At 66.2% G+C, this 19,189-nt stretch carries 18 protein-coding genes, 1 tRNA gene and 1 pseudogene; 17 read left to right on the top strand and 3 right to left on the bottom strand.

Annotation, left to right across the window (positions count from 1 at the left end):
* Positions 1–13: 13 nt before the first annotated feature.
* From O7626_RS34965 to O7626_RS34955, 3 genes are all read left to right on the top strand, one after another.
* Positions 14–208, top strand: coding sequence for a hypothetical protein (locus O7626_RS34965; RefSeq protein WP_278065249.1), 195 nt, complete (start codon positions 14–16; stop codon positions 206–208).
* A gap of 3,046 nt (positions 209–3,254) precedes the next feature.
* Complete coding sequence (locus O7626_RS34960; protein ID WP_278065248.1) at positions 3,255–4,307, top strand: DUF262 domain-containing protein; 1,053 nt, start codon at positions 3,255–3,257, stop codon at positions 4,305–4,307.
* Between the two features lie 86 nt (positions 4,308–4,393).
* Positions 4,394–5,008: a hypothetical protein gene (locus O7626_RS34955; protein WP_278065247.1), complete on the top strand. Its 615-nt coding sequence runs from the start codon at positions 4,394–4,396 to the stop codon at positions 5,006–5,008.
* A 24-nt stretch (positions 5,009–5,032) separates the two neighbouring features.
* Here O7626_RS34955 and O7626_RS34950 read toward each other — a convergent pair whose 3' ends face one another.
* Positions 5,033–5,794 carry a GntR family transcriptional regulator gene (locus O7626_RS34950; RefSeq protein ID WP_278065246.1) on the bottom strand — a complete coding sequence of 254 codons (762 nt, stop codon included), beginning with the start codon at positions 5,792–5,794 and terminating at the stop codon, positions 5,033–5,035.
* 1,019 nt (positions 5,795–6,813) lie between these two features.
* Between O7626_RS34950 and O7626_RS34945 the strand changes: the two genes are divergently transcribed.
* The 12 genes and pseudogenes from O7626_RS34945 (at position 6,814) to O7626_RS34890 (ending at position 15,915) form a co-directional block, all read left to right on the top strand.
* Positions 6,814–7,053, top strand: coding sequence for a hypothetical protein (locus O7626_RS34945; protein WP_278065245.1), 240 nt, complete (start codon positions 6,814–6,816; stop codon positions 7,051–7,053).
* 61 nt (positions 7,054–7,114) lie between these two features.
* Positions 7,115–7,927 carry a GntR family transcriptional regulator gene (locus O7626_RS34940; RefSeq protein WP_278065244.1) on the top strand — a complete coding sequence of 271 codons (813 nt, stop codon included), beginning with the start codon at positions 7,115–7,117 and terminating at the stop codon, positions 7,925–7,927.
* On the top strand, positions 7,915–8,703 hold the full coding sequence (locus O7626_RS34935; protein WP_278065243.1) for a glycosyltransferase: 789 nt from the start codon (positions 7,915–7,917) through the stop codon (positions 8,701–8,703). The genes O7626_RS34940 and O7626_RS34935 overlap by 13 nt, the downstream gene beginning before the upstream one ends.
* A 177-nt stretch (positions 8,704–8,880) precedes the next feature.
* Positions 8,881–9,285 carry a transcriptional regulator gene (locus O7626_RS34930; protein ID WP_278065242.1) on the top strand — a complete coding sequence of 135 codons (405 nt, stop codon included), beginning with the start codon at positions 8,881–8,883 and terminating at the stop codon, positions 9,283–9,285.
* A gap of 275 nt (positions 9,286–9,560) precedes the next feature.
* Positions 9,561–11,195, top strand: coding sequence for an FtsK/SpoIIIE domain-containing protein (locus tag O7626_RS34925; protein ID WP_278065241.1), 1,635 nt, complete (start codon positions 9,561–9,563; stop codon positions 11,193–11,195).
* Entirely contained in the window at positions 11,192–11,452 is a 261-nt protein-coding gene (locus tag O7626_RS34920) for a hypothetical protein (protein WP_278065240.1), read from the top strand. The genes O7626_RS34925 and O7626_RS34920 overlap by 4 nt, the downstream gene beginning before the upstream one ends.
* Positions 11,453–11,458: 6 nt before the next feature.
* The gene (locus O7626_RS34915) at positions 11,459–11,824 is read left to right on the top strand and encodes a hypothetical protein (protein ID WP_278065239.1); all 366 of its coding nucleotides are present in this window, start codon (positions 11,459–11,461) and stop codon (positions 11,822–11,824) included.
* On the top strand, positions 11,821–12,393 hold the full coding sequence (locus O7626_RS34910) for a DUF2637 domain-containing protein (RefSeq protein ID WP_278065238.1): 573 nt from the start codon (positions 11,821–11,823) through the stop codon (positions 12,391–12,393). Before O7626_RS34915 ends, O7626_RS34910 begins: the two co-directional genes overlap by 4 nt.
* A complete protein-coding gene (locus O7626_RS34905) occupies positions 12,390–13,886 on the top strand; it encodes a replication initiator (protein WP_278065237.1) in 1,497 nt (498 codons plus the stop codon). The genes O7626_RS34910 and O7626_RS34905 overlap by 4 nt, the downstream gene beginning before the upstream one ends.
* Positions 13,887–14,036: 150 nt before the next feature.
* Positions 14,037–14,555: pseudogene (locus O7626_RS34900) on the top strand (replication initiator); the annotation flags it as partial.
* Positions 14,552–14,767, top strand: coding sequence for a helix-turn-helix domain-containing protein (locus tag O7626_RS34895; protein WP_278065236.1), 216 nt, complete (start codon positions 14,552–14,554; stop codon positions 14,765–14,767). The pseudogene O7626_RS34900 and the gene O7626_RS34895, both read left to right, overlap by 4 nt.
* A 56-nt stretch (positions 14,768–14,823) precedes the next feature.
* Positions 14,824–15,915 carry a site-specific integrase gene (locus O7626_RS34890; protein ID WP_347404830.1) on the top strand — a complete coding sequence of 364 codons (1,092 nt, stop codon included), beginning with the start codon at positions 14,824–14,826 and terminating at the stop codon, positions 15,913–15,915.
* A gap of 693 nt (positions 15,916–16,608) precedes the next feature.
* On the opposite strand, the gene O7626_RS34885 is transcribed toward O7626_RS34890, so the two are convergent.
* Positions 16,609–16,682: transfer RNA gene (locus O7626_RS34885), tRNA-Gly, on the bottom strand.
* Positions 16,683–16,894: 212 nt separating this feature from the next.
* On the opposite strand from O7626_RS34885, the gene O7626_RS34880 reads away from it, so the two are divergent.
* Positions 16,895–17,905, top strand: a complete 1,011-nt coding sequence (locus O7626_RS34880; RefSeq protein ID WP_278065234.1) for a zinc metalloprotease — start codon at positions 16,895–16,897, stop codon at positions 17,903–17,905.
* 21 nt (positions 17,906–17,926) lie between these two features.
* Here O7626_RS34880 and O7626_RS34875 read toward each other — a convergent pair whose 3' ends face one another.
* Positions 17,927–18,508, bottom strand: a complete 582-nt coding sequence (locus O7626_RS34875; protein ID WP_278065233.1) for a pyridoxamine 5'-phosphate oxidase family protein — start codon at positions 18,506–18,508, stop codon at positions 17,927–17,929.
* Positions 18,509–18,608: 100 nt separating this feature from the next.
* Here O7626_RS34875 and dcd point away from each other — a divergent pair, with 100 nt between their 5' ends.
* Complete coding sequence (dcd, locus tag O7626_RS34870; RefSeq protein WP_278065232.1) at positions 18,609–19,187, top strand: dCTP deaminase; 579 nt, start codon at positions 18,609–18,611, stop codon at positions 19,185–19,187.
* Positions 19,188–19,189: the final 2 nt, after the last annotated feature.

Here is a 19,189-nt window from a genome sequence, read left to right as displayed (position 1 = left end):
GGATGATGACCCCATGGCCAGCAACGACGAGTTCTATGAGGCTGACGAGCCGGTAGACAAGATCATAGAGGCGTTCAACCGGGGCGAGAAGGGCGTCACAGGGCGGCCGACCTGGTCAAACACCTCGTACCTGAAGCTACCGGGACGGGTGGAGCAGATCATCAGCAACCTGACCAACAAGTCGACGCGAGAGTTACCCGCCCACTGATGGCTTCACCCGTCGAAGCGCAGCTCATCCTCTGCGACGCTGCGCAGGCTGAGTCTGGCAAAGTCCACATGCTGGGGGCAGGTTGGTCCGTTACGTCCTCCCCCACCGCGCCCCATGCCGTTGCAGTCCTGATCAAGATCCCATGGGATCGGGCAAACCAGCGCCTCCCCCTCAAGCTACAGCTACTGGACTCGGATGGGCGGCCAGTCAAGGTCCCTACAGCAGACGGTGAAGCCTCCATTGCAACCGAGGCCGGCGTCGAGGTCGGGCGACCACCCGGGTTGGCCCCTGGCACAATGCTTGATGCTTCTTTCGCTTTCAACGTCCCATCCCTTCCCCTCGCGCCGGGTCGCTACGAGTGGCGCATGACGTTTGCAGAACAAGAGTATGTAGCAGCATTCACGGTCGGTCGTCGCTAGCACGGACGACGACAGGGCCGACGCCCAGGTGTACCGGTGCTCATGGCGCACGACGTGAGTATGGATCCTGAATATCGAAGGCCCTGGCTGGGACTGATGTCCTGACCAGGGCCTTCGTTGTTGGAGCGGGTGACGGGAATCGAACCCGCACTGTCAGCTTGGGAACTCGCTGAGGCGCCGATCCGAGCCAAGGTCAACGGGCCGCACTCCTGGTCACGGTGCCCGCAGGTGACCGTCGTTCCCCGTGGCTTCCCGGCGCTACGGGCACGTAGGGGGCACGGGCGACGGCCCGGTACGCCTGGACGCCCACGACGGGCAGTGACCCGGGGCGCTCGGTGGCAAGCCAGTCCGGGGTGTGGACTGGCGCGGCAGCCGGAAGCCCCAACCTCGACGGCGGCCAGCCCTGCCGGCTTCCGTACCGCCGCGAGGCTGTGGGATTGTCGAGGTATGCAGATCATCCAGAAGGGTCATGCCGCGTAGGCGCCCGAGGCAGGTGCGAGCTTCCAAGCTTCGTGCCCGACAGCTGGACGGCCTTACGTTTCGCGTAGCCGGCCTCTCATACCGAGGGCTCCAAGCCATCGCATACCTGGAACGCTCCCGTTTCACGGAAGGTGCCGTCGCGCGGGCGCTTCGGGCGTGGGCGGACTTCGTCCAGGACCCGTGGCACCGGCTGTGGGACCCCCAGTACGGCTGTGGCATCTTGGAGTGTTGCCCGGACCTGCGAGAGGTTCGTCAGATCCTTGAAGCTGCGGCTTCCGTACTGCCATCACGGGACGCCCGTCGATTCAGGGCAGACGTCGCCAAGATTGACGAGTTGTGGTGACCGTCTGGCAGCCAGTCGGGGGCGCGGGGGCGGTTCCCGCCAGGGTTCGGGGGCTTCCCGCCCCGGCCGCGAAGCGGTCCGGGGCGGTGCTCCGCCGGGCGGCCTGCCGCCCCGGCGCGGCGCCGCGCAGCGGCGCTCTTGATCAGGTACAGCCGGATTCGGCAGCACACGAGTTGCAGTGGTCCAAGCCCAGGGGGCAGGCGGACTGGGCGATGGCACGGTGCCCTTCGAAGCACCCTCGATCTGGTGGCGCCTCCCTGGCTTCTGGCCTGGTCAACCGGTTGAACCCGCCACACCCCCCTAGACAACCGGCTGCCGCAAATGAAGGAACCGAGAGGCGCGAGACAACGATCATGGGCGGCAGCTAACGTATGAGCTTGACCAGCGGTACCCAAACGAAGCGAGGAACCAGGTGTCAGCGCAGACGAAGGGCGAGACGGCGAACCAAGCACCGCTCTTCCAGGTTGATGCCGCTTCCTCCGTTCCCGGCAAGACATCACTGTCTCCAAAGCGGCCACGGGTCGAGAAGTCCGGACTTGCAGATATCTTCCCCTACTATGCTGGCTTTTCCTTTGAGTGGGCCTGCCGGGAACTAAGAAGACACCCGATTCGAGTCGAAGAGCCAATCCTAGACCCATGGAACGGAAGCGGGACGACTACGCTAGCAGCACGTCTTATAGGGCTGGCGTCGGTAGGGGTTGATCGAAATCCGGTAGCGAATGTTGTCGCGCAGCTTCGGCTAAGATCGGGAGCCGTTAGTATCTCTGAGGGTGATTCGCCTCCCGGCAGCAGAGACTTAGATCCCTCCGACCCTTTGCTCTCATGGTTCGAGTCGGAGACTGCCTCAAGGCTTCGGGATTGGACGCGGTATTCAGAATCACTGCCACAATCTCAGTCCGCTTTAACCTACGTGTCACTCTTCAACGTAGTACGCGCCCTCACTGGCAGTTTCCAGGGGTCAAACCCGACTTGGATTCGCAGAACGGGGCCAAACCGGCCAAGAGTAGCTGTACCACTGGACGTGCTAGATGGGCTCGTCCGTAACGAGCGATCGCGAATCGCGGATCGGTTACCACAACGAGTAGATGCATCGGGGCCCGTAGTGCTCGCCACAGGCTCGTCTCGCAGCCTCCCGCTGTCCGATAGCTGTGTGGGGAGAGTATTGACTTCGCCACCGTATCTAACCCGGATTGACTACGCGATCGCCTACGCAAGGGAATTTGCACTGGTAGGAGTAAACGTTTTTGAGGATAGGGAGATTCGGTCCGAACTCATGGGCACTACCCTCATACGAACTAATACGCCCGACAGCCTACCGCTCGGTACAGTCGCATCCAGCCTGCTCGAGCAGATTAGCGCACACGCTAGCCGAGCATCGAACGGCTACTACCTCAAGCAAGCCCGCCAGTACTTCGACGACCTCACGTGCAGCCTCGATGAGATATCGCGGGTTTGTGTTGCCGGTGCAATAATGACGCTCGTAGTGCAAGATTCCTACTATAAAGAGTTACCCATCCACTTGGGGGCAATCTGCAAAGAGGAGGCGGAGCGTCGTGGTTGGGATCTAGTTGAGGAAGTACCATTTGAGGTCAACAGATCGCTCGTTTCTTTAAACAAATCCGCGCGCCAATATCAGAAAGGGCCGGTGTCAGAAACAGTGGTAACGCTGCGGAAGCAGTAATAGACCTAACCAGCCGCTGACGACACACCGTACCTGATGGTGCTTTGGCAGTCGACGTCCTACTCCGCCTTCTAACCTCACGGGCTATACCGCGCAACAGCCACGTCTGGTAGAACATGAACTATGGCGATCGACCACTCGGTCCTACAAGCGGAGCTTGCAGAGCACCGGCAAGCAGTTGACGTGGACTTCTTCGACCTATCCTTACGGGAGCTGGCCAGGATGGTTGAGGAGAGGGAGGTCCGGATTGCGCCAGAGTTCCAGCGGCAATTCCGCTGGAATGATCAATTGCAGTCTGCGCTGGTTGAGTCCTTTTTGCTTGGGTTGCCCGTCCCAGCAATCTTCGTAGCCACGAATGGTGATGGGACTTGGGAGGTTGTCGATGGCTTACAAAGGATTTGCACTCTCCTGAGATTCATGGCCATTGACGCGCCCGAGTCCGACCTTCTGCACTTCTCGCAACGGCCGCTTCGATTGACCGGACTTAAGACTCTCGAGGGTTTTCAAGGCGTATCGTACGAAGATCTTCCCCGCCCCATAAAGCTCATGTTTGAGCGCCGCTATCTTCGTATCCAAGTGCTGAGTGACAAATCAGACTTGGACGTGCGATTTGAGCTGTTCCGTCGTCTAAACCAAGGAGCAGTGGAGCTATCCGGGCAGGAAGTCAGGGCGTGCGTATATCGAGGTACACTGAATACTTTAGTCGAAAATTTGGCCGAATACGAGCCGTACACGAGACTGCTCAAGCTCAAAGAAGTCGACAAGAGGAATGGAACTGCAGCAGAGATGGTTCTCAAATTCTTCGCGTATCTCGATGACGTGGAAAGCTTCCAAGGAAGTGTCACGGGCTTTCTAAACGAATACATGAAGAAGCATACTAATATCACCGACACCGAGGCACGGCGACAGGAGTTCCACAAGTGCGTTGATTTCTTGGGAGCCATCGTCAACGGGCCGTTCCTCCGATCAGGAACCAAGGTAACACCGCTTAACCACCTTGAAGCAGTACTCGTGGGGATCGCTCGCGTATTCAGGGCGGGAAAGGTGCCGATACGGCCGGAGGGCGACTGGCTCAACGACCCAGAGATGTTGGAGTTCGTCAGAACGGGCACCAATGCAAGAAGAAGCGTGATCGGCCGCGTGAATCGCGCAGAAGAACTCTTTAGCCCAAGATGACCTACGCGATAGAGACTATCTTCGAAGAGGCGTCACGGCTGATCGCTCGCGAAGATCGGCGACTACAGGCTCTAGACCAAGCCCGAGTGAATCTCATCCAGGACCAATTTGATGCCGACGGTGTTGCGGCGATGAATCGTGCACTCACGTTTGTCGTCTGCGCAGGGATTCTAGAGCAGTTGATGAGGGACCTCCCCGCAGCGCTTTCGTCCGATCTCTGCGCCCTGCGAGTCCCGCGTAAGCGACTTCCGATGGGTTTGCTCGCAATTCTTGAAGCCGTCGAGTTTAGGCGTTGTGCGGAACAAAACGTAGCATCATTCTCGTCTCGAGCAAAGTTGCTCCGAAGCATCTCGCTTCACTCGGGCGACGAGAGGTTGATCAGCGACTTCTCTGACGATCTCAAACTCGCCGACGGAAAGACAGTCAACGAGAGGCAGTTCTCTGCGCTATGGGAATTACTTGATCTTCCGGGGGAATGGCGCAACGACCCGAAGGATCTACTTCTCCTCAAGGAGATACAGGCAAAGCGGAACTCCATTGCACACTGGGAGCAAGATCCCGTTGCAGTTGGTCGCATGAAGACCTATGTCCAGTTACGCGAGACAACACGGTCGCTGGGCCTACTTCTTGACCATGTCCAGCTACATCTCTGCGACTGGCTTGATAAGATGGCTCGTCTGCAATTATTGTCAACCCCCTGACGCCAAGTGCAGAGCTACTATAGATTAGGCGTAGATCTCGTATTCCAGCTCGGTTCTATCGGCAGAAAACGCCATTTCACAAGCAACTTCAACAACTCTTACATCCGCCATCGTTCGGCGGGTTACGGCGATGATCGGTGCCCCCGGCGGTAATCGGAGTGCGTCAGCCTCCTCACCCGTAGGCATACGTGTCCGCACAAGCTCTTGAATCTTGGTCACGATAACGCCAAGGAGCCGTAGCTGCGCAACGTGTCCGCCAGGCCAAGGTTCGCGGCTAGGGTCAAATACCGTAGTGCCGGCGACCATATCGAGCAAATAGTAAGATGTGGTCAGCTGTTGGGGTACAGCGTGAGCGCTGGTGAGTAGACGGCGCTCCAGCAGCATCCTTCCGGGTTCGACGCCGAACAGTTGAGCAAGTTTAGGAGTGGCGGGTATCTCCTGGTGCTGCGCGTCGACCTGGTCGTCTTTGTCGACTCCGCTCGTGGTGGCCAACTGACCGGGCAGAGCTACGTCATGGGTCTTTATCTGGTAACGGTCGTACGCAAGTCGCCGTACAGGGAGGTCGGGGCGGGCGTAGGTGCCTCGGCCGTGTTCGGTCACGACCAGGCCCTCACTGCGGATCACGTTGATGGCTTCGCGGATAGTCCCGCGAGCGACGTGGAACTCGGCCGTTAGCGCGCTCTCGGAGGGGATGAGGGCACCAGCTGGTATGGCGCCTGCGGCGATGCGGCGTCGGAGTTCGTCGGCGATGGCGCGGTACCGGGGTTGTCTGTGCGGGGTTGGCACGGGCATCACCGTACCTGTCTGCCGTGTTCTCGGCAGCCATCCATAGCCTTCATGGATGTATAGACAAGCTGCCTGGTTGTAGGTACCTTTCTGATGTGCGGTCGGGGTAGCTGGTCTGGCAAGGGGTTGGCATGCCGTCACCTCGGCCGCGCATCCAAAGTGCATTGCCGCGCCGAGCAGTGGTTCGACGCGATCCCGCGTGTGCCTGAGCTGGGCACGGCGATACCCGACGCCGCTCTCCGGGCGGTGCGCCGTGCCGTCATCGGGCCGGTGGCCGGTCCAGCCTCCGCCAGGAAGCCGGCCACCGGCTCTCTCAATCACCCTGCAAGGAGGTCGTGATGCGCCGTGTTCGCTTACCTGTCTGGCTCGCGTTCTGGCGGTCGCCTGGGCGCCACAGTCGACGGCCAAGGTCGGCGCCGTCCACACGCCGAGTCGTGGCCTACGCGACTCCTCGGCCCGCTGTGCCGTCCTGGGCTACGGCTCGAACGCGTGAGTACGTCTGTTGGCGGGATGTGCCGCTGTTGACGCTCGGGCAGGAGTTCCGGGGACGTGGCGGGAGGTGGTCCCGGTGAGCAGGGCGCCTCGGCAGCGGCCCGAGGTAGCACATCCGCCGTGGTGTGTGCCTCAGCGGTGTGAGTTCGTGGTGCCGCCGCAGACGCAGCACCCGCTTCGCCATCACAAGGGTCCGGTACGGAGTTTCGGCGACCGGCGCGGCGGTGGCAGCGTCGTCGTGTACCTGTTCGCCGGGCAGGCAGGTCAGCCAATGATCGGGCTTCATGCTGTCGGCCGGTGGCGGGGATCCGGCGGGGCAGTGCTTCGGCTGGCCGAGGTATGGCGCCTCGCTCGGCACCTGGACGAGCTGCTGCACCAGGCCGGATTCACTCCACCACGGGCAGACGACGATGGCCGGGAGTGACCACAACGCCGCAGGGTTGCCGTGGACGAGGGACCTGCGGCGTGACGCGTGCCCCGTCTGGTGTCAGGGCTGCCTGGCCGCGGACACGAGGCACCGTAGCCGGATGGCGACCGTCGGCCGGGAGGGCAGCGGCTGGCTCAGCGTCCAACTCGTCGCCGATCGCGGCGCCGCGCACGCTCCGCTGTTGAAGGTCGACGTCACGCGCTACGGGTCTACCGAAACCGTGCTGCTCACGTTCGCGCAGACCGGCCGCATCCTCGCCGAGATCATCCACTTGCCGCATCCGGTCGGGGCCTGGCAGCTCCGAGAAGATCCGCTGCTTGGGGACGAGGGCGGTGACTGACCGGCGCGACAGGTCGACGGCCCGGCAGACGTATCAACGTCTAGGCGGTAGCGTAAGCGCCGTGAACTCTCGTGACTGGCGTCCGCGCTACCTCCAGCTTGCGGAGGATCTGCGCGCCCGGATCGAGAGCGGCGAACTTCCCCGGGGTACGGCCATGCCGAGCGAGACGGAGTTGGCCGACTCCTCCGGCCTGTCCCGGACCAGCGTGCGTAACGCCATCCGGCAGCTTCGGGAATGGGGCCTGGTCCGGGCCGAGCAGGGCCGGGGCACCTACGTGCGGGCGCCCCGGCAGCGGGTCCGGCGACGCAACACCGAGCGGTACCAGTGGGAAAAGGATCGGGTTCTCCTCGACGAGGCCGAGCGGCGGCGAACCGGCGGGACAGAGCATGACACCGGGCTGACGGTGGATGATCTCAAGTTCCACGCCGAATACTCCGAGGTGAAGGCGGACGAGGAGATGGCGGCGGCGTTCGGGCTGCCGGTCGGTGCGCCCCTGCTGCGGCGGGTCTACTGGACCAGTTCCCGGCACGAAACCGCCCCGCTGTCGGCGTCGTACTCCTACCTGCCGTATGACCTGGTGAAGGGCAACAAGCAACTACTCTCCGCCGACTACGAACCGTGGCCGGGCGGCACGCAACATCAGCTCTCCACCGTCGGCATCGAGCTGGACCGGATCGAAGAGGTCGTACAGGCCCGGCCACCGCTGCCGGACGAGGCGGAACTACTCGACATCGAAGCCGGGGTTGCCGTCCTGGACGTGCGCAAGACTTCGTACGACATCCGGGATCGCGTGGTAGAGATCGCGGACATCGTTTTCCCTGGTGACCGGACGGAACTCTGCTTCACGACGAAGCTGAAGCGGTGGAACGCTTGAGCCGACTCGTCTCGGTCGTCACGCCGGTTCACTGGCCCAGCGTCGGCTACCTCGCCGACGCCTACGGGTCGTTGACTGGGCAGAAGATGCCGGACGGGTGGGACTGGCAGTGGCTCGTCCAGGAGGACGGGCAGGACGGGCTACTACTCGACCAACTCCCCGACGATCCCCGAATCCTCGCCGGCAGCGGCCGGCCCGGCGGCCCAGGCGTCGCCCGAACCCTCGCCCTGGCACGGGCGGAAGGCGAATTCGTCAAGGTCCTCGACGCCGACGACCAACTCACCCCGGGCGCGCTTGCCCGAGACATCGCCACGCTCACCGACAATCCGCACCTCGGCTGGGTCACGTCGCAGGTCCTGGACCTGCACCCCGACGGGTCAACGCACGGATGGGACAAGGACCCACCCGACGGAGCGATCAGCCGCAGTGCGGTCCTCGCCTTCTGGAAGGCCAACGACTACCGGGCGCCCGTACACCCGGCGACCCTGTGCATGCGCCGGGATCTCCTCCTGGCCCTCGGCGGCTGGATGGCTCTACCCGCCTCCGAGGACACCGGCCTGCTCATCGCGGCCAACGTCGTCAGTGACGGCTACTTCATCGCCGAACCCGGGCTGCTCTACCGCAAGTGGCCCGGACAGATGACCGGCCAGGCTGCGCACCGCGACCCGGCCGAGCACACCGCGCGAATGCGGATCATCGAAGCACGGGCCGAAGCCCTTCGGTCGCTCCTGTCGACCTCGCCGTCGTCATCCGCCTCGGGCCTGCCGACTCCCTGACGTTCCCGCTCCCGCCGGGCTCGGCCTCCCTCGACGCGCGCCCGTAGGGACTTTTCTGTCCAAAGCAGACGACTTCCCCTCCACTTGTTGACTTGTCTGCCAAGTCGCCATACCTTCGAAGCTCATACATGGCAGCCAAGTTAGCTACTTGGCAGACAGGCTTCGGAGGTCTGGGCAATGGCTCTGCGTGGTGGGACCCGGTTCGCGGTCCGGTGTGAGGACGTGTTCCCGGCGGGGTGCGCGTTGGTGCCCGAGTCGCTGGGTGAGGTGGAGGACTACGACGAGAAGACGGGGCGGCGGACCCCGGCCAAGGACAAAGTGACGGGTCAGCGGGTGTGGCAGGTCCGGGTGATGGACCTCGACCCGGAACTCGGGAAGCGGTCGCGGGAGACGACGGTCAAGATCTCGGCCGACGTCCAGCCGGTGCCGCCGACGGGCGTGCCGTTCGAGGCGGTGGAGTTCGACGGCATGACCGTCACGCCGTACGTGACGAACAACAACCGGATGGCGTACTCGCTGCGGGCAACCGGGATGCGTGCCCCGGCCGGCGTCACCCGTGACTCGTCGTTGGCGGCGGCCTGACCGCTGCTGGGTGGGCGGGGCTGTCTGGTCTTGGCGGACGGCAGCCCCGCCCCTCTTTGCCAAATCCCCCTGCTCATGGCGAGAGAGGTCTTTGACGTGTCCAAGCGTAGGCGCCGTACGGCCCAGGTGCGGTCGCGGTGTGGTGTGTGTCAGTCCCGGTTCGACCCGACCGACAGCGCGGACGGCCGTTGCCCGTTGTGCGCGGATCAGCTCGTTCTGCCGTTGCCGGCGGTCCGGGACGCGTCGGGGCGGTTCGTGTCCCTGCGGGGTGTCCGATGATCGGGCGGCCTCGGGGTGAAGTGGTGATGACCTCGGCCGGGGACCTGATGGTGATCCGGCCCAAGCGGCTCGAACTGCCGTTGTGGTTGGTGATTCCCGGCCTGCTGCTCCGCTGGGGCTGGCGGGCGCTGTGGTGGTGCCTACGCCACCCGGTCGCCACCGCGTCGACGGCGTTCCTCCTTACCGTCTACCTCGACCACGGCTGGCAAGGTCTCGTCACCCTGCTGGTCCTGGTCGGCGGGGTGTCGGCGGTGTGGCGGTGGCGGCACGAAGCATCGTGGTGGACCTGGTTCGCCGGTCCGCTGCTCGGCTGGTTCCGCCGGGTGACCGTCTACCGCCGGGTGTGGCGTGAAGCTGTGACCCTGTGCGGGCTGGCCGAACGGTTCGATCATCAGACGGTCCTGCCCCGGCTGCTGTCGGTGCGCTCTGATCCGGCGTTGGACGTGTTGGCGGTCCGGATGGTGCGTGGTCAGACGCCGGAGGACTTCCAGCGGGTCACGTCGAACCTGGCGTACGCGTTCGGGCGCCGGCATGCCCGGGTCTACTCCGAGCATCCCGACGACCGGCCAACCCGGTCGGGGCGGTGGGCGTGGCTGCTCCGCGCGGTCGATGCCGTTCGGTTCCGCGACCGGCCCAGCGTCGTCTACCTGGTCCTGGTCCGCACTGACGCGCTGCGCGCTGTCGTTCCGCCGTTCGACGTCCCGGCGGTGCCGGACTTCACCGCGCTGCCGCTGGCCAGGCGGGATGACCTGAGTACCTGGTGCCTGCACCTGCTGGCAACTCACGTCCTGGTCGGCGGCGCCACCCGGCGCGGCAAGGGCTCGGTGCTGTGGTCCCTCGTCCGCGCACTCGGCGGCGGGGTCGCCTCCGGTCTGGTCCGGCTCTGGGTCATCGACCCAAAGGGCGGGATGGAGTTCGCCATGGGGCGACCGATGTTCGCCCGGTTCGCCTGCAAGTCGTTCGAGGCCATGGCCGACCTCCTGGACGAGGCGGTCACCGTCATGCGGGAACGGCAGGCCAGGCTTGCCGGCGCCGTCCGGGTGCACACGCCGACCGTCGCCGATCCCCTGGTCGTGGTCGTCATCGACGAAATGGCCGCGCTCACCGCCTATCTCCAGGACGTCGAGCTGCGCAAGCGGATCGCCGCGTCGCTGGGACTGTTGCTGTCCCAGGGAGCCGGGGTCGGCGTCTTGGTCGTGGCCGCGTTGCAGGACCCACGCAAGGAAGTCCTGCCGTTCCGGGACCTGTTCCCCACCCGCATCGCACTCGGCCTCACCGAAGCGTCGCAGGTCGACATGGTGCTCGGTGACGGTGCCCGCGACCGGGGCGCGCTGGCCGACCAGATGCCGCGCTGGGCCAAGGGCGTCGGGTACGTCATCCTCGACGGCACCCCGGAACCCGCCCGAGTCCGGTTCTCGTACATCTCCGACGACGAGATCCGGGCCATGGCTACGCGGTTCCCGGCTCCGGTCGATGCGGCGGACATCCTGGCCCAGGTCGGCCGGGAAACCGCCCCCGAACCCACCCGGCCATCCCTGCCCCGTCAGCGCTCCTCCGGGCCGCTGCTGCCTGACGCGCTGCTCAACCTCCTCCGGCAGGACCCGGACAAGGACGGGGGTGAGCAGGCATGACCGAGCCGACCGGACGACGGTTCTACCGCCTCCGCACCCCGAACGACACCGGGCAGAGCACGGCCGTATCGGTCCGCGTCGACCAGGACCGACCGGACCCGTACCCCGTCTACCTCGCCGTAGGTGCCGGCCGCCGCCGCATGTACCTCACGCCCGATGAGGCGTGGGCGCTGTGGCGCTGCCTGTCGGAAGCCGTGGCCACCCTCGGCGACCCGCCCGACAACATCCGCACCACCATCCGACCGGCCCGGAGGTGACCAGCCATGACACCCCTCAACCGCATCGCGGCTGCGTTCCGCCGGCCGCTACGCATCCGGCTCGTCGCTTCCCCCGACAAGGCGGCGGCTGCCCTACGCGGCCTGGCTGCCTTCCTCCACCACCGCACCGAGCTGCGATACCGGCGCATCCGCATCGACCATTCGGCCCGACGAGGAGGGCAACCGATGAACCCGTGCACCCTCCACCCCGGCGAGCCGACCTGCGACCGGTTCGGCCTGATCGAGATCGAGCACGGGACCAGTGGCCGTGCCTGGACCTGCGTCGACCACGCCATCCGCGCCGTCTGGACCATCGACGGTGCCCACGTCGTCCGCGACCTACGCACCGAGCAGACGGGGGCGGGCCAATGATGCGGGTACGCCTCGAAGCCGCTGCCCGACTACTGATCCTGCTCGCCATCGGCGGGATGGCCGGCGCCGCTGCCTTCACCCACGTTCATGATCTGACCGTCGCGCACGGTCAACCCGACTGGATCGGCTGGGCCAACGCCGTCGCCGTCGAGCTGATGGCCATCTACCTCGGCCTGGAGATCCGCGCTCGGCGTCGGGCCGGTCGTCCGGTCGGGTTCGTCGCCGTGCTCCTGGTCGGCTTCGCCATCCTGTCCCTCGCCGCCCAGGTCGCCGAAGCCGAACCGTCGGTCTGGGGCTGGATAGTGGCCGCGGTTCCCTCCCTCGCCTTCCTCGCCCTGGTCAAAGTCGTCCTGTCCAGCGCGCCGGCCACGATCGCGGCCACCGACGACGAGGCGCCGGCCGTCGTCGACGACCCCGACCCGGAACCCGTCACCCTCGACCCCGAACCGGTCCAAAACCGTGCGCCGGTCGTCTACGCCCCGGTACCGGCATCGCGGCCGGGCTCGTCGGCGGTGCTGCCTCCGCTCGGCGTCGTCCACCCTGCCCGTTCCGCTGGGGTCGCCCGATGACGGCACCGACCCTTCCCGGCCTCGACCCGTCCACCCCGACTCCGGAGCAACCCCGGCCGGGGTCGCGGGCGGCACGGATGGGCCTACCCCGCGCCGTCGACGTTCTCAAAGACGTCGCCACCGAATACGGCGTGTGCATCCGCCCCCTCGCCATGCGCCGCACCGACCTGAACACCGGGCAGACCGAGGTCATCGACCTGCCCTGCGGCGCGACCCGGGAGGACAAGTGCCCGGCCTGCGCGAAGAAGAACCGCCGGCTACGGCAGGCACAGATCCGGGAGGGCTGGCACCGCTCGGACGAACCCCTGCCCGGCCCCGAACCCGCGACCGGGGAGCAGAAGGCGCTGATCGTGCTGCGGGCACACCTGGAATACGGCCGCGACGAAGCGGCCCGCGCCTCCGAGTGGGAGCAGGTCGAAGACCTCGACGAGGCCATCCGCGAGGTGGAAGAGGCGATCACGGCCGAAGGGCTGCGCGGTCGGGTCGGTCCGCCTCACCAGTCCGGCGACGACGGCCAGGGCGACGAGGACACCGGGCGGCGGCGGAAGCGCTCGACCAGGCGGCGGCAGGACGCACCCGACCTACCCCGCCGCAAGGTCGAGCGCCGCACGGTCGGCAAGGTCTACACCGCCCCGGACGGCTCGACCTACCAGCCGTCGATGTGGCTCACGCTCACTCTCGACTCGTACGGGCCGGTGCTGTCCGACGGCACTCCGGTCAACCCCGACCGGTACGACTACCGCCGGGCAGCCTGGGACGCCGTCCACTTCCCCCGACTCCTCGACCGGTTCTGGCAGAACCTCCGGCGCTGCGAGGGCTGGAACGTCCAGTACGCGGGCTGTGTCGAGCCGCAACGACGACTCGCCCCACACGCGCACTTCGCAATCCGGGGCACCATCCCGCGTGGCGTGCTGCGCACCGTGGCAGCAGCCACCTACCACCAGGTGTGGTGGCCGTCCGTCGACGTCCAGCTCTACACCCGCGACCGGCCCCCGGCCTGGGACGAGCAGGGGGCGGCCTGGGTCGACCCGGCCACCGGGCAACCGCTGACCACCTGGACCGAAGCGCTCGACACCATCGACCAGGACCCGGAAGCCGACCCCGTGCACGTCGTCCGCTTCGGCAAGCAGGTCGACGCGCGCGGCGTCATGCCCGGCACCGACGACGCTGCCCGGACGATCCGCTACATCACGAAGTACATCACCAAGGCCACCGGCGACTGCCTGTTCTCTCCGGGCCTTTCGGGCCCCACCTCTCCAGCAAGTTCTGGACCCTCCAGCCACGGAATGTGTCCATGTCTCGATGGAAACTCCAGTTCCAGTTGGCTCCACCAGTCCCAGAAGCCGGAACGGTCGTACTTCGGCCGGAGGAGCCCCACCAACCCGCCACCAACCCGCCAACGCCGTGGAGCTGCGCTCCGACCAGCGACGCCTTGGGGCGGCGATTCGGTGGCAAGCCGGTCGAAGACCGGCGCGGCAGCAACTCGGCGCTGAGCGACGCGAACCGGTGGGGCCGCGATAACGCCGCCAGCCATCGACGCCCATGTGGGGCCGCAGGTTTCTGGAATCGACGTGGCGGGTCCAGGAATCGATGGAGCAGTGGGGCCCGAACAAGTCGGCGAGAACAACTGCCACACCATCGCCACCGACCGGCAGCAACGCCACCTCGACCGGCTCTGGCAACAACTCCAGATCACCCCGTGCACCGACCGTTGCCCCAACTGGCTGCTGTACGGCGTCCAGCCGAAGAAGGCGCACGCCAAGCTCAAACCCGGCCGGTGCAAGGGCAAGGTGCACCAGCGGGAAACCCTCGGCATCGGCGGCCGACGCATCCTCATCTCCCGCGACTGGTCCGGCAAGACCCTCGCCGACCACAAGCACGACGCCCGTGCCTGGGTACGGGCACTCCTCGGCGTCACCACCGACCTTGCCGGCGTCGACCACGTCCAGGGCGCCACCACCGAACCCGTACGCCACGCGTGGGAACTGGCCCGACCCGACGACCCAGACGTCGGCCCCATGTCACATCGGCTCATGCGCGCCATCTCCGAGCGCGCCCGATGGCGTACCGAACTCCTCGCCGCAAAGGACCGGGCGGCCCAGGGAGCGACGCCCGACCATTCGGCAACCGCAGACAGCACAACGGAGAACGGGGAGGCGTGAACACTGTGGACAAGCTGATGACGGTCGACGAGGCGGCGGAGCGGCTGCGCACCTCGACGCGGTTCGTCCGGCGGCTGATCGAGGAACGGCGGATCGCGTACGTCAAGCTCGGCGCTCACGTCCGGATCGAACCTGACGCCCTGGACGCGTTCGTCGCCGCCGGCCGGGTCACCCCGGCTGCCTCGGCGGTCAGCATGCGGAGGGCCGCGTAATGCCGAAGCGGCGGCACTTCGGTCGAGTTCGGAAGCTCCCATCCGGGCGCTATCAGGTGCGGTACCCCGGGCCGGACGGCGTACTGCGGCCGGCGCCGGACACCTTCGACCGGAAGCGGGACGCGGATCTCTGGCTTTCGGCAAAGGAAGCGGAGATCGCCCGGGGCGACTGGTTGGACCCGGAAGCGGGCAAGGTCGCCCTGCTTCCGTACGGCGAGGCGTGGATTCGGGAACGGCCGAAGCTGCGGCCCAAGACGGTCGTGCTCTACGAGGGGCTGCTACGCCTGCACATCGCTCCGGCTCTCGGCAATCTCACGCTGACTGAGATCACCACGCCTCGGCTTCGCAAGTGGCGGCGGGAACTGCTGGATTCTGGAGTCGGCCCGGTCACGGTGGCGAAGGCGTACCGGCTGCTGCGGTCGATCCTGAACACGGCGGTATCCGACCGGCTGATCACAAAGAATCCGTGTCAGATCCCGGGCGCCGGCCAGGAAAAGAGTCCGGAGCGGCCCACGGCGACCATCGAGCAGGTGTTCACCATCGCGGGCGCGGTGCCGGACCGGTACCGGCTCCTCGTCCTGCTGGCCTGCTTCAACTCGCTGCGCTGGGGCGAGCTGGCGGCGCTCGCCCGAAAGCACGTCGACGCGGACAGCGGCACTGTGCTGGTAGAGCGGTCGGTCGTCGAGCTGCCCACGGCGGAACTCGTCTTCGGCCCGCCGAAGTCCGACGCGAGCGTCCGGGTCGTCACCATCCCGAGCATCTGCCTGCCCGACGTCATCCGGCACCTCAAGGACTTCACCGGAGAGGGTCCGGAAGCGCTGCTGTTCGTCGGCCCGAAGAACGGGCCGCTACGCCGGTCGAACTTCCAAGGCCACTGGCGGAAGGCAACGGCAGAAGCGGGCATCCCGGATCTGCACTTCCACGATCTCCGACACACCGGGAACACCTGGGCAGCGGAGACCGGCGCGACGCTGCGGGACCTGATGGACCGGATGGGCCACTCCACCACCCGAGCGGCGCTCATCTACCTGCACAAGACCGCCGGGCGTGACCGGAAGATCGCCGACGCGCTGAGCAAGCTTGTCGAGGACGCACGCAGGGGACCTACCGGAGAACAGGGTGACGAGCGGCGGCCACAGCCGCGATGACATGTACGGCCAGATGTTGAGTGCGAGGTGGCTCGGTTGGTCCTCAAGACCAGCGAGCCACCTCGTTCACCCGGTCACCCTTCGAACGCCTGCAACAGGGTTGCGATGGATCCGAGAAGCGTCGCTGCGGTCCCCGCAGCTAGACAGATCTCCTGGATCCCGAGCCGTCGTCGCTGCCGTCTCCGCCCGCTGGCTTTCCTACTGCCGGCCCTCCGGTGCATCATGGGGGTGGACTCTCCTCTCTTCAGTTGGCGTGGGAGTTCGTGGAGCGGCACCTTTGGTTTGGATGCCCGGGGTGCCGCTCACTCACTCCCCGATTGATTCCTGCCTCAACTACTTGCGAGATGCCGAACTTGCCCTGATTTTGCTGGCCAGAAGCTTGATCGACTTGACAATGTAGTAGAATGGGTCTACAATCGGTGTTGTCTGCCGAGCAGCCTATACCAGGCCGCCGGTTTCTTCAACATGGGCTCCTTCGGCGGCGCCTTGAGCAAGACGCGCCTGTTGGCCCGTTGCCCGGCGCGAGCACAGCGGGAATGGCTTCTACTACTCGGAGCAAGCTCAGACGGAGCAAGGTCAAGCCGGAAGGCGACTGAATCCGGAGGGGCACGCAGGGGGCACGTCACCCGGATAGAGATCAGAAACGGCGAAGGCCCAGCGTCAGGAATGTCCTCTGACCTGGGCCTTCGTTGTTGGAGCGGGTGACGGGAATCGAACCCGCACTGTCAGCTTGGGAAGCTGATGTTCTGCCATTGAACTACACCCGCGAGCGGACCCCACTGTACCCGGTCGGATCCGATCATGCACTCACCTACCCCCGAGCCCCACCCCGACCCCACCGCCACCTGCTCGAACAGGTCACGAACCACGCCGTGCCGCCTCGTTTGCAACAGAGACCGAGCCAGGTAACGTCCGCCCCACCTGCAACTATGGCTCTGTGTCATCACAGAACCACTATCCGAAAGTAAAGGGTGTGGCGATGGTGTTCCGTGGACTGCGCTGGTCGTCGCGTTCGACCGGCATGACGAGTGTGTTTCTCGTCCTGCTGCTCGGACCCGGTCCGGTGGTGGCGGCACCTCCGGATCCGGCCAGGGAATCCGGCGCACCCGCCTGCACCGAGACCGCCACAGGGCACCCGCACACCGCGAGCCCGCACGGCAGCAACCCGAGTGCCAAGGCCAAACCTGGTGCGCCGTACGCGGTCGAGCCGAACGAGCTGACGTCGGCCGAGGCGGCCGAGCGGGACCGGGCGGTCGACGCGGCGTACGCGCAACGGGTCGGGGTGGCGCCGTTCGGCGTACCGGGGAAGCTGACGATCACGATCGACGTGGTGTTCCACGTGATAAGCGAACGGCGGACCCGGGCCGCCGGGGACGTCCCGCTTTCCCTGATCCAGGCTCAGATCAGGGTGCTGAACGAGTCGTTCGGCGGGCGTACCGGCGGGGCCTGGACACCCTTCCGCTTCCGGTTGAAGAAGGTGAACCGGGTGACCAGACCCGCCTGGTATCCGATCGCGCCGGAGAGCCCGACGGAGACCCAGATGAAGCGGGCGCTGCGGGTCGGTGGCAAGGACACACTGAACATCTACACCGGGCTGCTGGAGGAGAAGCTGCTCGGCTGGGCCACCTTCCCGGAGCGCAAGCTCGACCCGTACGACGGGGTGGTGGTGCTGGCCGAGTCACTGCCGGGTGGGACGGCCGCGCCGTACAACGCCGGTGACACGGCCACGCACGAGGTCGGGCACTGGCTGAATCTCTACCACACCTTCCAGGAGGGCTGCGACGGCCAGGGCGATCAGGTCCTCGACACGCCTGCCGAGGCGGAGCCGGCCTTCGGCTGCCCGGAGCGGCGGGACACCTGCACGGCGAAGCCGGGCACCGACCCGATCCACAACTTCATGGACTACTCGGTCGACGCCTGCATGTACGAGTTCACGTACGGTCAGGCGTTCCGGATGCTCAAGGCGTGGAAGGCGTTCCGCGAGCCGTAGGCGTGCGTGCGTGCCGGCAGCTCAGGGCGTCGGGACGGGCTCCTCTTCCACCGCCCGGCGCCGGCCGCGCCGCCTCGACCCGGTGGTGGCACCGACCGGTGTGCCCGGTGCGCCCGGTGCGGCGCCGGCCGGGTCGAGCCAGACCTGCACGGCCGGTCGTTCGGACCGGTCTCCGGCCGCGAGCGGGGTGGCGCCGTTGCTGCCGTGCCGGGCCACCATCGCGACGTCGACGGTGAACTCGAAGAGCCGCCAGTCGACCTGCGGGGCGGCCCGCAGGTTGCCGGCGAGCTGGTCCACCCGGGCCTGGTCGGTCACCGGCCGGGCCCGACCCGCGACGTACGCCTCGTCGTCGCTGTCCTCGGGCGGGAACGAGTGCAGCGCGTATCGGCCGTCGCGTTCGAGGTCACGCCGCTTCGGAGAGTCGACGACGAAACAGAAGAGTCCCTCGTCGGTGATGACCGGGGACACCGGGTGCACCCGCGGCCCACCGTCGGCGCGCACGGTCGCCAGGTAGCCGAGACCCGGACCGTACTGCTGGATGAGGACGCGGATCGCGTCGGCGAGTCGTGGCTCGTCAGAGGCGAATTCGGACCAGGATGCCATGCCCACATTCTATCGAACACCTGTTCGATCACCTACCCCGATCCCACCCATCGGCGAGGTCGCGGCCGGTCACCGTCACGCCACTCGCTAAGGTGATCCGGTGCTGCTCTCCGACCACGACCTAGTGATCGAGATCAAGGCGGGCACCCTCGCGCTGGAGCCGTTCGAGCCCGCGCTGGTGCAGCCGTCGAGCATCGACGTACGCCTGGACCGGCTCTTCCGGGTCTTCAACAACCACCTCTACACGCACATCGACCCGGCGATCCAGCAGGACGAGCTGACCTCGCTGGTCGACGTGCCGGACGGCGAGCCGTTCGTGCTGCACCCGGGTGAGTTCGTGCTCGCCTCCACGCTGGAGGTGATCTCCCTCGGCGACCAGCTCGCCGGCCGGCTGGAGGGCAAGTCGAGCCTGGGCCGGCTCGGCCTGCTCACCCACTCCACCGCCGGCTTCATCGACCCCGGCTTCTCCGGCCACGTGACGCTGGAACTGTCGAACGTGGCCAACCTGCCGATCCGGCTCTGGCCCGGGATGAAGATCGGGCAGCTCTGCATCTTCCGGCTCTCGTCGCCGTCGGCCCACCCGTACGGATCGGCCGTCTACGGCTCGCGCTACCAGGGACAGCGCGGGCCGACTCCGAGCCGTTCCTGGCAGAACTGGCGCACCTGGCCCACCCGCTGAGG

The sequence above is a fragment of the Micromonospora sp. WMMD1102 genome (genome assembly GCF_029626265.1).
In the GTDB taxonomy this organism is placed as follows: Bacteria; Actinomycetota; Actinomycetes; order Mycobacteriales; family Micromonosporaceae; genus Plantactinospora.
The sequence above is the reverse complement of the archived record's forward strand: the minus strand, read 5'-3'. Positions and strand labels throughout refer to the sequence as shown.

Bases quoted from the DNA above. Each gene is read 5' to 3' on its own strand.
- O7626_RS34965 (WP_278065249.1), top strand. From the start codon at position 14: ATGGCCAGCAACGACGAGTTCTATGAGGCTGACGAGCCGGTAGACAAG.
- O7626_RS34960 (WP_278065248.1), top strand. From the start codon at position 3,255: ATGGCGATCGACCACTCGGTCCTACAAGCGGAGCTTGCAGAGCACCGG.
- O7626_RS34945 (WP_278065245.1), top strand. From the start codon at position 6,814: ATGGCGACCGTCGGCCGGGAGGGCAGCGGCTGGCTCAGCGTCCAACTC.
- O7626_RS34930 (WP_278065242.1), top strand. From the start codon at position 8,881: ATGGCTCTGCGTGGTGGGACCCGGTTCGCGGTCCGGTGTGAGGACGTG.
- O7626_RS34925 (WP_278065241.1), top strand. From the start codon at position 9,561: ATGATCGGGCGGCCTCGGGGTGAAGTGGTGATGACCTCGGCCGGGGAC.
- O7626_RS34920 (WP_278065240.1), top strand. From the start codon at position 11,192: ATGACCGAGCCGACCGGACGACGGTTCTACCGCCTCCGCACCCCGAAC.
- O7626_RS34915 (WP_278065239.1), top strand. From the start codon at position 11,459: ATGACACCCCTCAACCGCATCGCGGCTGCGTTCCGCCGGCCGCTACGC.
- O7626_RS34910 (WP_278065238.1), top strand. From the start codon at position 11,821: ATGATGCGGGTACGCCTCGAAGCCGCTGCCCGACTACTGATCCTGCTC.
- O7626_RS34905 (WP_278065237.1), top strand. From the start codon at position 12,390: ATGACGGCACCGACCCTTCCCGGCCTCGACCCGTCCACCCCGACTCCG.
- O7626_RS34880 (WP_278065234.1), top strand. From the start codon at position 16,895: ATGGTGTTCCGTGGACTGCGCTGGTCGTCGCGTTCGACCGGCATGACG.
- O7626_RS34875 (WP_278065233.1), bottom strand. From the start codon at position 18,508: ATGGCATCCTGGTCCGAATTCGCCTCTGACGAGCCACGACTCGCCGAC.